The sequence below is a fragment of the Microcella sp. genome (assembly GCF_019739195.1).
GTDB lineage: Bacteria > Actinomycetota > Actinomycetes > Actinomycetales > Microbacteriaceae > Microcella.
In genome coordinates this window covers 2,043,268-2,057,632 of the sequence record NZ_JAHHDS010000003.1, presented here as the reverse complement: position 1 = coordinate 2,057,632, position 14,365 = coordinate 2,043,268, and the positions used below count along the sequence as shown (strand labels likewise).

Annotated in this window: 13 protein-coding genes and 1 riboswitch; of the genes, 5 read left to right on the top strand and 8 right to left on the bottom strand. The window is 69.0% G+C overall.

From position 1 onward, the window contains the following. Positions 1 to 7: 7 nt before the first annotated feature. A complete protein-coding gene (locus tag KL788_RS14120; protein WP_367120434.1) occupies positions 8 to 907 on the bottom strand; it encodes an endonuclease domain-containing protein in 900 nt (299 codons plus the stop codon). Positions 908 to 1,132: 225 nt separating this feature from the next. After that, the gene (gene glpK, locus KL788_RS11745; protein ID WP_293171798.1) at positions 1,133 to 2,650 is read right to left on the bottom strand and encodes a glycerol kinase GlpK; all 1,518 of its coding nucleotides are present in this window, start codon (positions 2,648 to 2,650) and stop codon (positions 1,133 to 1,135) included. Positions 2,651 to 2,782: 132 nt separating this feature from the next. Further along, positions 2,783 to 2,915, top strand: a riboswitch (FMN riboswitch). A gap of 155 nt (positions 2,916 to 3,070) precedes the next feature. Between glpK and ribD the strand changes: the two genes are divergently transcribed. Genes ribD through ribH form a run of 4 tightly spaced genes read left to right on the top strand, consistent with a single transcriptional unit; the run spans position 3,071 to position 6,463 of the window. Continuing rightward, entirely contained in the window at positions 3,071 to 4,069 is a 999-nt protein-coding gene (gene ribD / locus KL788_RS11740) for a bifunctional diaminohydroxyphosphoribosylaminopyrimidine deaminase/5-amino-6-(5-phosphoribosylamino)uracil reductase RibD (protein ID WP_293173333.1), read from the top strand. Positions 4,070 to 4,071: 2 nt separating this feature from the next. Continuing rightward, positions 4,072 to 4,701 carry a riboflavin synthase gene (locus KL788_RS11735; RefSeq protein ID WP_293171795.1) on the top strand — a complete coding sequence of 210 codons (630 nt, stop codon included), beginning with the start codon at positions 4,072 to 4,074 and terminating at the stop codon, positions 4,699 to 4,701. Continuing rightward, positions 4,698 to 5,996, top strand: coding sequence for a GTP cyclohydrolase II (gene ribA / locus KL788_RS11730; protein ID WP_293171793.1), 1,299 nt, complete (start codon positions 4,698 to 4,700; stop codon positions 5,994 to 5,996). Before KL788_RS11735 ends, ribA begins: the two co-directional genes overlap by 4 nt. After that, complete coding sequence (gene ribH / locus KL788_RS11725) at positions 5,993 to 6,463, top strand: 6,7-dimethyl-8-ribityllumazine synthase (RefSeq protein ID WP_293171790.1); 471 nt, start codon at positions 5,993 to 5,995, stop codon at positions 6,461 to 6,463. Before ribA ends, ribH begins: the two co-directional genes overlap by 4 nt. On the opposite strand, the gene KL788_RS11720 is transcribed toward ribH, so the two are convergent. Genes KL788_RS11720 through KL788_RS11710 form a run of 3 tightly spaced genes read right to left on the bottom strand, consistent with a single transcriptional unit; the run spans position 6,464 to position 9,035 of the window. Next, on the bottom strand, positions 6,464 to 7,288 hold the full coding sequence (locus tag KL788_RS11720; RefSeq protein ID WP_293171787.1) for an ABC transporter permease: 825 nt from the start codon (positions 7,286 to 7,288) through the stop codon (positions 6,464 to 6,466). Beyond that, positions 7,285 to 8,112 carry an ABC transporter permease gene (locus tag KL788_RS11715; protein WP_293171784.1) on the bottom strand — a complete coding sequence of 276 codons (828 nt, stop codon included), beginning with the start codon at positions 8,110 to 8,112 and terminating at the stop codon, positions 7,285 to 7,287. The genes KL788_RS11720 and KL788_RS11715 overlap by 4 nt, the downstream gene beginning before the upstream one ends. Beyond that, entirely contained in the window at positions 8,109 to 9,035 is a 927-nt protein-coding gene (locus KL788_RS11710) for an ABC transporter ATP-binding protein (RefSeq protein WP_293171781.1), read from the bottom strand. The genes KL788_RS11715 and KL788_RS11710 overlap by 4 nt, the downstream gene beginning before the upstream one ends. A gap of 127 nt (positions 9,036 to 9,162) precedes the next feature. Between KL788_RS11710 and KL788_RS11705 the strand changes: the two genes are divergently transcribed. Next, positions 9,163 to 11,001: an ABC transporter ATP-binding protein gene (locus KL788_RS11705; protein ID WP_293171778.1), complete on the top strand. Its 1,839-nt coding sequence runs from the start codon at positions 9,163 to 9,165 to the stop codon at positions 10,999 to 11,001. A 10-nt stretch (positions 11,002 to 11,011) separates the two neighbouring features. Here the strand turns inward: KL788_RS11705 and KL788_RS11700 are convergent, their stop codons facing one another. Genes KL788_RS11700 through KL788_RS11690 form a run of 3 tightly spaced genes read right to left on the bottom strand, consistent with a single transcriptional unit; the run spans position 11,012 to position 14,333 of the window. Further along, positions 11,012 to 11,596: an isochorismatase family protein gene (locus KL788_RS11700; protein ID WP_293171775.1), complete on the bottom strand. Its 585-nt coding sequence runs from the start codon at positions 11,594 to 11,596 to the stop codon at positions 11,012 to 11,014. Positions 11,597 to 11,619: 23 nt separating this feature from the next. Further along, positions 11,620 to 13,314 carry a D-alanyl-D-alanine carboxypeptidase/D-alanyl-D-alanine endopeptidase gene (gene dacB, locus KL788_RS11695; RefSeq protein WP_293171772.1) on the bottom strand — a complete coding sequence of 565 codons (1,695 nt, stop codon included), beginning with the start codon at positions 13,312 to 13,314 and terminating at the stop codon, positions 11,620 to 11,622. A 41-nt stretch (positions 13,315 to 13,355) separates the two neighbouring features. After that, positions 13,356 to 14,333 (bottom strand): Gfo/Idh/MocA family protein, encoded by a 978-nt coding sequence (locus tag KL788_RS11690; protein WP_293171769.1) that lies wholly within the window; start codon positions 14,331 to 14,333, stop codon positions 13,356 to 13,358. Positions 14,334 to 14,365: the final 32 nt, after the last annotated feature.

Sequence of the window (14,365 nt, the reverse complement as noted above, 5' to 3'; positions counted from 1 at the left end):
GCCTGAGTTATGAACGCCGATGGCGCAGAGCCGCTGTAACCGAGCGGCTCGTTCGCACCGCACGCAGGACGGCGGTGACCACCTCATCTGGCCGGAAGGCCTGGCCATAACGCACTCGCACCACCACATACCCGAGCCGAATCAACTCCAGGTCACGGCGGGAGTCTTCGGCTCGTTGCTCGGGAGTCGAGTGCCACTTCTCGCTGTCGACCTCCACGACGACACGTGTACCGACCAGCAAGTCCACTCTTCCCACACCAGCAATCCACACCTGCGGCGTGACCCGTAGTCCAGCGTGTTGTAGAGCGAGTCGAACGAGCGACTCGGTGCCGGAACCCGCCCGCCCGTCGGCCAAGTTCACCCATCCCCGCCGGCGTGCGGGCACCACCACTTCGAGGGCGGTGAGCTCGTGTGCTCCGATCGCTCCCGTTCGCAGGGCGCTGTCGAGCACGGCGATGGCGACATCGCGCGGTAGGCAACCCACGCACTGCGCGACCGCGTCGAACGCCCCCACCCGCCACGAATCGGCTGCGCCAGGGTCGTTCAGCGGATGCCAGTGCGTGCGGAGCCGAGAGCGATCGGCGTGAGCGAGAGGAACACGACGGTTATCGGGTGCCCGCAGCCGAGACGCTTGGCGCGGTAGCCAGACCTCGGTGATCCGCTGCTCGGGCACCCACAGCCCATAACTCTCCGCGGCCGTGGTGCAGGCGGCGAGACCGCCCACGCGAAGGGCACGGACAACGTGTCGCGGCGCGCTCGCCGGGCAGTACACACCACGGCGGGCGCGGATGATGACTCTGGCGTGTACCGCCGCCGCAATGGATCGGGGCGAGACCCCAGCGAGGAGCAACTCACGTCGTCTCAGGCACAGTGTCGAGTGGCGTGCAAACACGGTGAGGGCATCCATCGCCGCACTGTGCCCGCTGTGACCGAGACCACCTCGCGCTCGCGAAGAACTGCCGAAAACTGGCGCTGCCCAGCGACTTGTGGCGGAGAGGCCGTTCGCAACTCAGGCTGAACGGGCCCATGTGCTGGGTCACTGGGTCACATCGTGCCGCTGAGCATGAGTTGCGAACACACCCGCCCGAGAGTTGAGCTGGCAACCGAGGGCTGCTGCAACGGCGCGAAGACGCTAGGCCGACGTGTCGTCGTCGACCCAGTCGAACGTGCGGGTCACCGCCTTGTGCCAGACCCGCATGCGGCGTGCCCGCTCGTCGTCGGCCATGTCGCGCAGCCACCGGCGGTCTTCGGCCCACAGCTCGCGCAGCTCGTCGCGCGACGACCAGAATCCGACGGCAAGCCCGGCCGCGTAGGCCGCGCCGAGCGCGGTGGTCTCGATGATGCGCGGCCGCACGACCGGAATACCCAAAATGTCGGCCTGAAACTGCATGAGCAAATCGTTGGCCGTCATGCCGCCGTCGACGCGCAGTTCGCTGATCGGCACGGGGATCGCGGCCTGCGCCACGTCAAACACCTCGCGCGATTGGAAGGCCGTCGACTCGAGGGCCGCGCGGGCTAGGTGCGCGCGCGTGATGAACCGGGTGAGTCCGACGATGGCGCCGCGAGCATCCGGTCGCCAGTAGGGGGCGAAGAGACCACTGAAGGCCGGCACGATGACGGCCCCGCCCGAATCTTCGACCGAGGCGGCGAGTGTCTCGACCTCGGCCGACGACGAGAGCATCTGCAGGTTGTCGCGCAGCCACTGCACGAGCGATCCGGTGACGGCGACCGAGCCTTCAAGGGCGTAGCGCGCAGGCTCGTCACCGAGCCGGTAGGCCACGGTCGTGAGCAGCCCAGCGTCGGAGGCCACGCGCTCCTCGCCCGTGTTCACGATCAGAAAGTTGCCGGTGCCGTAGGTGTTCTTCGACTCGCCGGCGTCGAAGGCCGTCTGCCCGAACGTGGCCGCCTGCTGATCGCCCAGGATGCCCGCGATGGGTACCTCACGCAGCAGCGAGCTCGACCGCGCTACCCCATAGGTCTCAGACGACGAGCGCACCTCGGGCAGCATCGATCGCGGCACACCGAACGCCGCGAGCAGCGAGTCGTCCCAGTCGAGCGTCTCGAGGTTCATGAGCAGCGTGCGCGAGGCGTTGGTGACGTCAGTAGCGTGCACTCCGCCGTCGACGCCGCCCGTGAGGTTCCACAGCAGCCAGGTGTCGATCGTGCCGAAGGCGAGCTCGCCCGCCTCAGCGCGGGCACGAGCGCCGTCGACGTTGTCGAGAATCCACGCGATCTTGGTGGCACTGAAGTAGGTGGCGAGCGGCAGACCGGTTATCGAGGCGAACCGGCGCACTCCCCCGTCGGCGGCGAGCTCGTCGACGAGCGGCTGCGTGCGCGTGTCTTGCCAGACGATGGCGTTGTAGACCGGGTCGCCCGTCGCGCGATCCCAGACGACGGCCGTTTCGCGCTGGTTGGTGATGCCGATGGCCGCGATGTCGTGACGCGTCAGACCGGCCTTGCCGAGCGCCATGCCGATGACCTCTTGCGTGTTGATCCAGATCTCGTGCGCATCGTGCTCGACCCAGCCCGCCTGGGGAAAGATCTGCTCGTGCGGGTGCTGACCGACCGAGACGATCGCGCCGGCATGATCGACGACCACGGCGCGCGTGCTCGTGGTGCCCTGGTCGATGGCGATGATGTGCGTGGTCACGAGTGGCTCCTCTTCGAGTGGCGGACGCGCTGTCGACGCTACGCAGTCTGGGCGCGTCGCGCATCCCGAACCATTCCCAGCAAACGTTCGGGAATACTGCAGAGACGGCCCTGTTGACTACTCTGACAGCAGTACGTGCTCCGGGGTCGGTGAAAGTCCGAGCCGGCGGTGAGAGTCCGCGACCCGAGGTCGACGCAAGTCGGCAGCGGTGGAACCGGTGGAATTCCGGTACCGACGGTGAGAGTCCGGATGGGAGGAGCACGCTGGCGGCAGCCTGCCGCCAGCGCAGCGACCCCGGAAACGTCCCGACATCGAACGAGGACCCGGATGACCAGCGACAGCGCCCCGCACGGCACCAGCCGTGCCGACGCGCGCCCGGGCAATGACCGCATCGGAGTCGCCGAGCGCTTCGAGTCAGCGATGCGCCGCGCCCTCAGTCTGGCGACGCACGGCCCCGCGGTCGGCGCCAACCCCCAGGTCGGCTGCGTGCTGCTTGACGCGGCGGGCACCATGGTCGCGCAGGGCTGGCATCGCGGGGCGGGCACCGCGCACGCCGAGGTGGATGCTCTCTCGCACATTCCCGACGCCCGAGGCCTCACGGCCGTCGTGACCCTCGAGCCCTGCAATCACACCGGTCGCACGGGCCCCTGCGCGCAGGCGCTCATCGATGCGGGCGTCGCCCGCGTGGTCTATGCGCTTGACGACCCCAACCCCGTGGCCGGCGGCGGCGCCGACCGTCTGCGCGCCGCGGGCGTCGAGGTCATCGGGGGCCTCCTCGCCGATGAGGCGACCGAACTGCTGCTGCCCTGGCTGACGAGCGTGCGCACCGGGCGCCCGTGGGTGACCGTCAAGTGGGCGACGAGCCTCGACGGCCGCGCGGCCGCGGCCGACGGCACGAGCCAGTGGATCACCGGCACGGCCTCGCGCCAGCGCGTGCACGAGCAGCGCGCCGCCCACGACGCCATCGCGGTGGGCACGGGCACCGTGATCGCCGACGACCCGAGCCTCACCGCGCGCGGCGATGGCGGCGAGCTGCTCGCGCACCAGCCGGTGCCGGTCGTGTTCGGCACGACGCCCGTGCCCACCGACGCTCGACTGCGCCATCACCCCGCCGGGCTCATCGAGCTCGGGCACCGCGACCTCGAGGCCGGGATGCGCGACCTCGACGCACGGGGAATCCGCCGCTTGTTCGTCGAGGGCGGCCCGACGCTCGCCTCAGCCTTCGTGCGCGCGGGCCTCGTCGACGAAGTGCTGATCTACCTCGCACCGATGCTCATCGGCGGGCCGCGCGTCGCCCTCGATGAGCTCGGCGTCACCACGATCGGCGAGGCGCATCGTTTGCGCATCCACCGCATCGAGACGCTCGGCGACGACCTGCTCGTCGTCGCCCGCCCGCACCAGCCGGCAGAAGGAGCCTGATCATGTTCACCGGACTCATCGAAGAACAGGGCCGCATCGTGCGGTGGGAGCTGAACGGCGATGCCGGGCGGCTGACCGTGCACGGGCCGCTCGCGGTCAGCGACGCCGCGCACGGCGACTCGATCAGCGTCAACGGCGTGTGCCTCACGGTCGCCGATCAGGGCGACGACTGGTTCACCGCCGACGTCATGGGCCAGACCCTCGCGATGTCGACGATCTCGCAGTGGGCTATCGGCGACGCCGTCAACCTCGAGCGCGCCGCCGCGGTGGGCGACCGGCTCGGCGGGCACATCGTGCAAGGCCACATTGACGGCACGACGACCGTGCTCGACCGCCGCGAGCACGGCGACTGGCGCGTGCTGCGGTTCTCGCTCGATGCAGCGCACGCACCCCTCGTCGTCGACAAGGGGTCGATCGCGGTCGACGGGGTGAGCCTCACCGTCAGCGCCGCGGGCGACGACTGGTTCGAGGTCTCACTGATTCCTGAGACGCTCGCCGCGACGACGCTCGGCGACAAGGTCGTCGGCAGCACGGCGAACATCGAGACCGACATTCTGGCCCGCCACGTGGCGCGGCTGGTGCGATTCGGCGCAAGCGCTGATCAGCACGATGGTGAAAGGACGCTCTCATGAGCATCGGAACGATTCCTGAGGCCCTCGAGGCCCTGAGGGCAGGCAGGCCGGTGCTCGTCGCCGACGACGAGAGCCGCGAGAACGAGGGCGACGTCATCATCTCGGCGCAGCTCGCGAGCCCTGAGTGGGTGGCGTGGTCGATCCGCCACACGAGCGGCTTCCTCTGCGCGCCGATGACCGACGAGATCGCCGACGGACTCGAGCTGCCGCTCATGGTCATGCACAACGAAGACCCGCGCGGCACCGCGTACACCGTGACGGTCGACGCGGCCGAAGGCCTCACCACTGGCATTAGTGCCGGAGACCGCGCGCGCACCCTGCGCGTGCTCGGCGATGCCGCCTCGACGCCCGCGAGCCTGCGCCGGCCCGGCCACGTCGTGCCGTTGCGCGCCAAGCCGGGGGGCGTTCGCGAGCGTGCAGGTCACACCGAGGCCGCCGTCGAGCTCATGCGGCTCGCCGGGCTGCGCCCCGTCGCCGCGATCGGCGAGGTGATCGACGAGACCGGCGACATGATGCGCTTGCCCGAACTGATTCGCTTCGGTCAGAGCGAGGGCCTCGTCGTCATCACCATCGTCGACCTCATTGCCTACCTCGAGGCGGGGTCGCCCGGCTCGTTCGAGAACAGCCCGACGACCGAGGCCGTCGCCCCGCCCTCGAGGCCGAGCAGCGTGAGCTTCGAGGTCGAGACCACGGTGCCGACCTCGCACGGGCCGTTCTCGATGCGCGCCTACCGCGACCGCAAGACGGGCGCCGATCACGTGGCGATCGTCAGCGGCATGCCGCACGACGACATGATCGTGCGCGTGCACTCCGAGTGCCTGACGGGCGAAGCTTTCGGCTCGCTCAAGTGCGAGTGCGGGCCGCAGCTCGACGCGGCGCTCGATGTCATCCAGCGCCAGGGTGGTGCCGTGCTCTACATGCGCGGCCACGAGGGCCGCGGCATCGGCCTCATCAACAAGCTCAAGGCCTACCGCCTGCAAGAAGACGGGTACGACACGCTTGACGCTAACCTCGCGCTGGGCTTGCCCGCCGACGCGCGAGACTACGAGGCCGCCGTCGACATGTTGCGCGACCTCGGCGTCAGCAGCGTGCGCTTGCTCACCAACAACCCCGAGAAGCAGCGCCAGCTCGTCGAGTACGGAATGACGGTCACGTCGCTCGTGCCGCTCGTCGTCGGCGTCGGCAGCGACAACGAGGGCTACCTCAACGCCAAGCGCGACCGCATGGGCCACCGCCTGCCCGATAGCATCACGAGCGCACCCGTGTTCACCACGCTGGAAGGAAAGTCTGCATGAGCGGCGCCGGATCCCCCACTCTCGACATCGACGGCACGGGCCTCACGGTGGCCCTCGTCGCCGGCCAGTGGCACACCGAGATCAGCGAGGGCCTCAAGGCGGGCGCCCGGCGCGTGCTCGAGGCGGCCGGAGCAACCATCGTCGAGTACGCCGTGCCGGGCTCGTTCGAACTGCCCGTGGTGAGCAAGGCCGCACTCGAGCAGGGGGCGGATGCCGTGGTCGCGCTCGGCGTGATCATCCGGGGCGGCACACCTCACTTCGAGTACGTGAGCGCCGCCGCGACCGACGGCCTCACGCGGGTCGCGCTCGACACCGGCAAGCCCGTCGGATTCGGCGTGCTCACGCTCGACGACGAGGCCCAGGGCCTCGACCGTGCCGGGCTGCCCGGGTCGCACGAAGACAAGGGCGCCGAGGCCGCCGAGGCCGCGCTCGCGACCGCCCGCGTGCTGCAGGCCATTCGCGCCTAGCTACTTCAAGAACAGCGCGCGCAACCGGCTCGTCGTGAAGACGATGCCGATCGCGATCATGACGAGGTAGTAGCCGATGTGCACGAACATCATCGCGCTCAGCGCCCCCGTCGTGAGCCCGCGCACGAGCTCGACGGCGTGCCACAGCGGCAGCGCCTGAATGACCCACTGAATCGCTTCGGGGTAGACCGTGATGGGGTAGAACGTCGCCGAGAACAAGAACATCGGCAGCATGATGAACGTGACCCACTCGATCTGCTGGAAGGTCTTCATGTAGCTCGTGATCGCCATGCCGAGGCTCGCGAATCCGAACGCGATGAGCAGCACGGCCGGCAGGGCCAGCAGCGCCGTCCAGGCCAGGTTGAGCCCGAAGGCCTGCATGATGACCATGAAGCCGACGGCATACATCGCGCCGCGCAGCAGGGCCAAGAAGATCTCGCCGAGGGCCACGTCGAGCGGGCCGAGCGAGGTCGTGAGCATCCCCTGATAGAGCTTCGAGTAGTTGAGCTTGAAGAAGACGTTCCAGGTCGAGTCGTAGACGGCGCCGTTCATGGCCGAGACGGCGAGCAGCGCCGGGGCGATGAACGCCGCGTACGACACCTCCTGGCCGGTCGAGGTCTGCACCGAGCCGACGAGGGCGCCGAAGCCGATGCCGAGCGAGAGCAGGTAGAACACCGGCTCGAAGAACCCGCTGAGCACGACGAGGTAGTTGGTGCTGCGGGTCGCGAGCAGGCCACGATGGATGACCGCCCCGGTATTGCCGGCGTACAAAGCACTGCGGCGCGGCTGCAGGGCGCCCTGCTCTGAGGCCGTCGCCGTGCTCACTTGTTCAACCTCGTCGTGAAGTGCTTGCGGGTCGCCCAGAGCCCGACGATGAACAGGGTCGCGAGGTAGCCCACGTGGGTGACGGTGAGCCAGATCGGCTCATCGAGGCCATAGGTCGCGACACGGCCGAGCTCGGTGCCGTGCCAGAGCGGTGAGATCCAGCCGATGGGCTGCAGGTAGATCGGCAGCTGCTCGAGCGGGAAGAAGGTGCCCGAGAAGAGGAACAGCGGGGTGATGCCGAAGCGCTGCAGCATCGCCATCTGGCCGCGGTCTTCGGTGATCGTCGAGGTGTAGCTCGAGATGACGACGCCGATGGCCATGCCGGTCAGCGTGGCCGCACCAATCGCGAGCCAGCCGGTCGCCGCGGGCACTCCGCCGAACAGCACGATGACGCCGAAGTAGATCGCCACGGTGACGACGGCGCGCAGCGCGATCTGAATCATCATGCCGTTGACGATCTGCGCCCCCGTGATGGGCGAGGCGTTCATGCCGAAGAAGATGGGGTTCCACTTGAAGCCCATGAGCACGGGGTAGCTCGTCTCGTTGGCGGCGACCGTCATGGCCGCAGTCGCCATGAGGGCGGGCGCGACGAACTGCAGGTAGGTGACCCCGCCGACACCCTGCGGCACGAGGCTCGCGAGCCCCACCCCGAGAGCGAAGAGGTAGATGAGCGGGTTGCCGAAGCTCTGGAAGATCGCGTCGCCCGCATAGCCCTTCATGGCGCGGATGCGGTGCTCGGCGATGTACCACGAGCCCCAGCGTCGCGGGGCGACGCCGCCGGCGATGGCCCGCGCCGTATCTTCTCGAGTTGTCTGAACCGTCATTCGATGAGGCTCCGGCCGGTGAGGCGAAGGAAGACGTCTTCGAGGCTCGATCGGCGCACGAGCGAGGTGATCGGTTGCAGGCCGCGCTGCGTGATCTGCTCGAGCTCGGCCTCGCCGTTGCCCGTGTAGATGAGAATGCGGTCGGGCAGCACTTCGTGCCGCTCGCCGATGTCGCGGATGCTCTCCGCGATCTCGGCGTTCTTGTCGCTGCCGAAGCGCACTTCGAGCACCTCTTTGCTCGAGTGCTCGCGAATCAGCGCGGCCGGCGAGCCCTCGGCCATGATGCGGCCTTTGTCGATGACCACGAGGCGGTCGCACAGCTGCTCGGCCTCGTCCATGTAGTGGGTGGTGAGCACGAGCGTCGTGCCCTGCTCCTTGAGGCGGAAAAGGCGGTCCCAGAGAATGTGCCGCGCTTGCGGGTCGAGCCCGGTGGTCGGCTCGTCGAGCAGCAGGATGCGTGGCTCGTTGATGAGCGCGCGCGCGATCGTCAGGCGGCGCTTCATACCGCCCGAGAGGTCGTCAACCTTCGACTTGCGGCGGTCTGAGAGCTGCGCGAACTCGAGAAGAGCATCCGCCCGTTCGGCGACAACCGCGCGCGGTAGGCCGAAGTAGCGGCCGTAGACGAGAAGGTTGTCGCGCACGCGCAGCTCTTGATCGAGGTTGTCTTGCTGCGGCACGACTCCCAGCTGCGAGCGGATGTCGGGGCCATGCTGGTTCGGATCGAGGCCCAGGATGCTCAAGTCACCACTCGTCCGCGTTGACACCGCCCCGACCATGCGCATGGTCGTCGACTTGCCCGCGCCGTTGGGGCCGAGCAGGCCGAACGACTCGCCAGGAGCGACTTCGAAATCGATGGCGTCGACGGCCGTGAAGTCGCCATAAGTCTTGGTCAGCTGGCTCGCGGTGATGACGGGCTGGGGCACGAGAGAAAAGCCTAGACCCGATGTTCGGTCACGAACGATCACCCCTCAGCGAACACGCGGATGCGCAGGGATGTGCTCAGGCAGACTGGTCGAGCGCCGACGCGCGCACGACGGGAGCTGACGACGCATGAGCACTACGACCGACGCACCCCGCCGCCGCTTCGGCCGCCCTGTCGACGACGGTCCACGCGCCACTTTCGGCCAGCTGCTGCCCTACCTGCTCGAGCACCGCGTGGTGCTCGGCTGGGTCATCGTGATCAGCGTGCTGGGGGCCGCCGCGTCTCTCGCGCAGCCCTTGCTGGTCAGCCAGGTCATCACAGTCGTCGAGAACGACGGCGACCTCGGGCCCCTCGTCGCTGTGCTCGTGGCGCTCGTCGTCGTCGGGGCGCTGCTGAGCGGCTTCGGCCACTACCTGCTGCAGCGCACGGGCGAGGGCGTCGTGCTCTCAAGCCGCCGCGCGCTCGTGCGCCGCATGCTGCACCTGCCGATCAGCGAGTTCGACCAGCGCCGCACGGGCGACCTCGTCAGCCGCGTCGGCAGCGACACCACACTGCTGCGGGCCGTGCTCACGCAGGGGCTCGTCGAGGCGATCGGCGGCAGCCTCACGTTCATCGGCGCGCTCATCGCCATGATCATCATCGACCCGACCTTGCTCGGCTTGACCGTGCTCGTCATCGCCGTGTCGGTGGTCACGGTCGTGGTGCTGTCGCAGCGCATCCGCATCGCCAGTCGCAAGGCGCAGGAGAAGGTCGGCGACCTCGCCGCGGCCGTCGAGCGATCGATCTCGTCGGTGCGCACCGTGCGCGCGGCCACGGCGACCGAGCGCGAGATCGCCATCGTCGAGCAGAACGCCGTCGGCGCGTGGGAGCAGGGCATCAAGGTCGCGAAGATCTCAGCCCTCGTCGTGCCGATCTCATCGATCGCCCTGCAGGTGTCGTTCTTGGTCGTGCTCGGGGTCGGCGGCTTCCGAGTCGCTTCCGGGGCCATCGGGGTCGCCGATCTCGTGGCGTTCATCCTGTTTCTGTTCCTGCTCATCGGCCCGCTCGGGCAGGCGTTCGGCGCCATCACGAGCGTCAATGCGGCTCTCGGCGCGCTCGGTCGCATTCAAGAGATCATCGCGCTGCCGAGCGAGACCGAGGGCGATGCCACCGTCGTGCCCGCGGCCGCGACCGTCGACGCGGCGGCGATCACCTTCGAGAACGTGCACTTCAGCTACCCCGAGTCGGCGCACCGCACCGAGGCCGAGAAGCTCGTGGCCGAGGTCGTGGGCGACGAGGTGCGCGACAAGACTGTGCTTCGCGGCGTGACGTTCAGCGTGCCGGTGGGCTCGCGCACCGCGCTCGTCGGGCCGAGCGGCGCCGGCAAGAGCACGGTGCTCTCGCTCATCGAGCGGTTCTACGACCCGACCGAGGGCGTGATCCGCATGGGCGGCACCGACATCAGAGCGCTCGAGCGCGACGCGCTGCGCGGCCAGATCGGCTACGTCGAGCAAGATGCTCCCGTGCTCGCCGGCACGCTGCGCGACAACCTGCTGCTCGGCACGCCCGGCGCGACCGACGAGCAGTGCGCGGCCGTGCTGCGCAGCGTCAACCTCGGCGAGGTGCTCGACCGCGACGAGCGCGGGCTCGACGCCCAGGTCGGCGAAGACGGCGTGATGCTCTCGGGCGGCGAGCGCCAGCGCCTCGCGATCGCCCGAGCGCTGCTCGCCGCACCGCCCATTCTGCTGCTCGACGAGTCGACGTCATCGCTCGACGGCGTCAACGAGCAGCGCATGCGTGAGGCGATCGACGCCGTCGCCGAAGACCGAACCCTCATCGTCATCGCTCACCGGCTCTCGACCGTCGTCGACAGCGATCAGATCGTCGTGCTCGACCACGGGCAGGTCGTCGGCGTCGGCACGCACAGTGAGCTCGTGCGCGACGTGCCGCTCTATCGCGACCTCGCGAAGCACCAGCTGCTCGTCTGAGACGGGCAGCTCAGGCGGTGGCAGGCTCGACCGTCGCACCGGCGGCGGCGAGTTCGCGCAGCGCCGCCTCGCTCGACTCGGGGGCGACCCCCGCGACAAGGTCGCTGAGCACGCGCACCCGCCGACCCGCAGCGAGAGCATCGAGAGCCGAGGCGCGCACGCAGTAGTCGGTCGCGATGCCGACGACGTCAACTTCGGTCACGCCGAGCTCGTCGAGTGCCGTCACGATGCCGCGCCCGTCGTCGGTGGTGCCCTCGAAGATCGAGTACGCCGGAACACCTTGACCCTTGCGCACGTGGATATCGATGAGTCCGGTATCGATCGACGGGTGATACTCGGCCCCGTCGGTGCCCGCCATGCAGTGCTGCGGCCACGTCGCCACGAAGTCGGGGTCGCCTTCGAGGGCGAAGTGACCGCCGTTGTCGTTGTCGGGGTCGTGCCAGTCGCGTGACGCGATCACGACGTCGTAGTCTTCGGGATGCTCGCGCACGTGCTCTGTGATCGCCGAGGCCACGGCGGCGCCCCCCTCCACGCCGAGTGCACCACCCTCCGTGAAGTCGTTTTGCACGTCGATGATGAAGAGCGCGCGAGCCATGTCGCCTCCGTTGCCGAGCGGGGTCAGTTGTTCGAGAGGTTGTCGCCGCAGGTGAAGATTGCCGCGGCGAGCGTGTCTTGTGCGGCTTTCGCCGACTCGGGAATACCGTCGCGCACCGAGTAGAACGCAAAGGTGAGCGCCGTGCCGTCAGCGGCCCTGATCACTCCCGAGAGCGAGTAGGCCGACCGCAGCCAGCCGGTCTTCGCGGTCACGTTGCCGCGGGCGACCGCATTCGAGCCGGTGAAGCGGCTGGCGAGCGTGCCGCTCTGCCCGGCGACCGGAAGAGCATCCATGATGATGCCGAGATTGTTGCCGCGCGCGTTGATGACGGCGAACAGCTGAGCCATGTAGCGCGCGGGCACCGCGTTGTCGGTCGCGAGCCCTGAGCCGTCTTTGATGATGAGGCCATCGGTCGGAACACCGTAGGTGTTTAGTGCGCCCGTGATGGCCTGCGTGAGCGACGCAGTCGAGCCGTCAAGGCCGATCTCTTTCGAGACGGCGCGCGCGAGCATCTCACCCAGTGTGTTGTCGCTGTTGGGCAGCATCTGCCCGATGAGCGTGCTCACGGGCTGCGACTGCACTTGACCGAGCAGGGTGCCGCCGACGGCCGCCCCCGTGCTGATCGACGGGGTGCCGCCGGGGTTACCGGCGTCGGCGAGCGCCGCGGCGAACCACTGGCCCGCTCGCGCGATGGGATCAGACGATCGAGCACTGGTCTGCGCTCGCGGATCGTTGCGGTCGCCATCGACCATGAGCGCCGTGGCAGGAGCCTGGTACCCCGCGGAGATGCGATCGCGGTTCCACGTCGAGTGCCAATTGTCAGCCGGGTTCCAGAACGTCGAATCGAGCACGAGATTCGTGATCTCTGGGGCTTCCGGGTTCGCCGCGGCGTACGCGGCCACGGTCTGCGCCGCCAGGTCGGCGAGCTTTGGGGCACCTCGGTAGATGCTCTCCTGCCCCGCGGGCACACGGCTCAGTGTGGCGTCGCCGCCCCCCACGAGCACGACGGTGCCCGGAGTTGAGCCCGAGACGACGCGCGTCGTCATGCGGTGATCAGGGCCCAGTGCGGCGAGCGCCGCCGCCGCCGTGATCACCTTGAGCACGCTGCCGGTGCGCTGCGGACTGTCTGCCCTGCGATCCCACAGCACTTCACCGGTCGTCGCGTTGACGACCGAGCCGAAGAACTCGACGAGTCGCGCGTCGGCCGCGATCGACTGCACTGAGCACGTGCGCAGACGGCTCGGGTCAGCGATCGTGCCCGGCAGTGGGCGCGGGTCGGGTTCGGGCGTTTCGGTCACGGTCGGCACCGGCACGGGAGCGGCCTGCGCAGAGCCCACAGCGATACCCGCGAACACCGCACCAGAACCGAGCAGCAGGAAGGCGACAGAGAGAGCGGTCGTCAGAACGGCACGGGGGTGCTTGCGCACAAACGCTCCGATGCCCGTGGCAGGTTTCGCATCATCGGTGTGCTCGCCGGCGGTGTCCGACGCACTCAGAACCTCGGTGGGCGCAGCGGGCGCGTTGAGCGCCACCGTCGGCGCGGCGGCACCCAGCGCCGTAGTGGGCGCATCGGCAGAACTGAGCAACTCGGTCGGCGGCTCGGTCGGCGGCTCGGCCGGCGAAGCCGCCGATCGCTCGCTCTTGCCGCCTCGCCGTCGCGACGCCGCTTCGGCCTCGCGCGCCGCGCGTCGGCTGAGGGGCTGCTCGGGCTCAGTCATTCGCACATGATACCGAGCCAAGACCGAGACGCACCCGGGCGCTACTGCTGCGGATACTCCAGACCGATGAGCCGTCGCACCTCGTCGAGCACGCCCATGATCGCAACCGTCTCGTCGATCGGCAGACTCGAGGGCTCGCCGCCGCGCACGCGCCGCTCGAGCTCGAGTGCCTGAAAGTGCATGCCGCGTGTCGCGACAGGCTGGTCGAACCGCTCGACCGGGTTCCAGTCACGGTCGTAGAGCGTGAAGGAGGTGGGCGTGTACCAGACCCGGTCGATCTCGATCGCCCCGGTCGTGCCGAGCACCACGGCCCGGTTCGACCCCGCGGTGTCGAGTGCGCAGTGCAGCACCGACTGCCGACCGCCCTCGTGCACGAACACCATGGCCGTCTGCCGATCGACGCCGGTCGGCGTCATGGTCGCGTGCGCCTGAACCTCCGTCGGCAGGCCGAGCACGTCGACCGCGAACGAAACCGGGTAGATGCCGAGGTCGAGCAGCGCGCCCCCGCCGAGCGCAGGGTTCTGCAGCCGATGGGTGGGGTCGGTGGGCAGAGACTGGGTGTGGTCCGCGATCACCGTGCGAACATCCCCGATCGCGCCGTCGGCGATCAGTTCTCGCAGGCGCACCATGTGCGGCAGGTAGCGAGTCCACATCGCCTCCATCGCCACGACGCCGTGTGCGGCGGCCCGGTCGGCGATGGTGCGCGCCTGAGGCTGCGAGATCGTGAAGGGCTTCTCGACGAGCACGTGTTTGCCCGCCTCGATCGCGAGTAGCGCGCTCGACAGGTGCATCGGGTGCGGGGTGGCGACGTAAATGACATCGACGTTGGGGTCGGCGACGAGCTGCTCATAGCTGCCATGCGCGGTCGGGATGCCGAACTCGGCCGCGAACGCCTCGGCCGCTCCGGGCGCACGCGACCCGACCGCGGCCATGGTGATGCCCGCATCGCGCAGGTCGCCGGCGAAGGTGCGTGCGATGTGCCCGGTCGCCAGGATTCCCCAGCGCAGTGTCGACTCCACGGTCGGCCTCTCTGCGGCCGCCGACCTGGCGC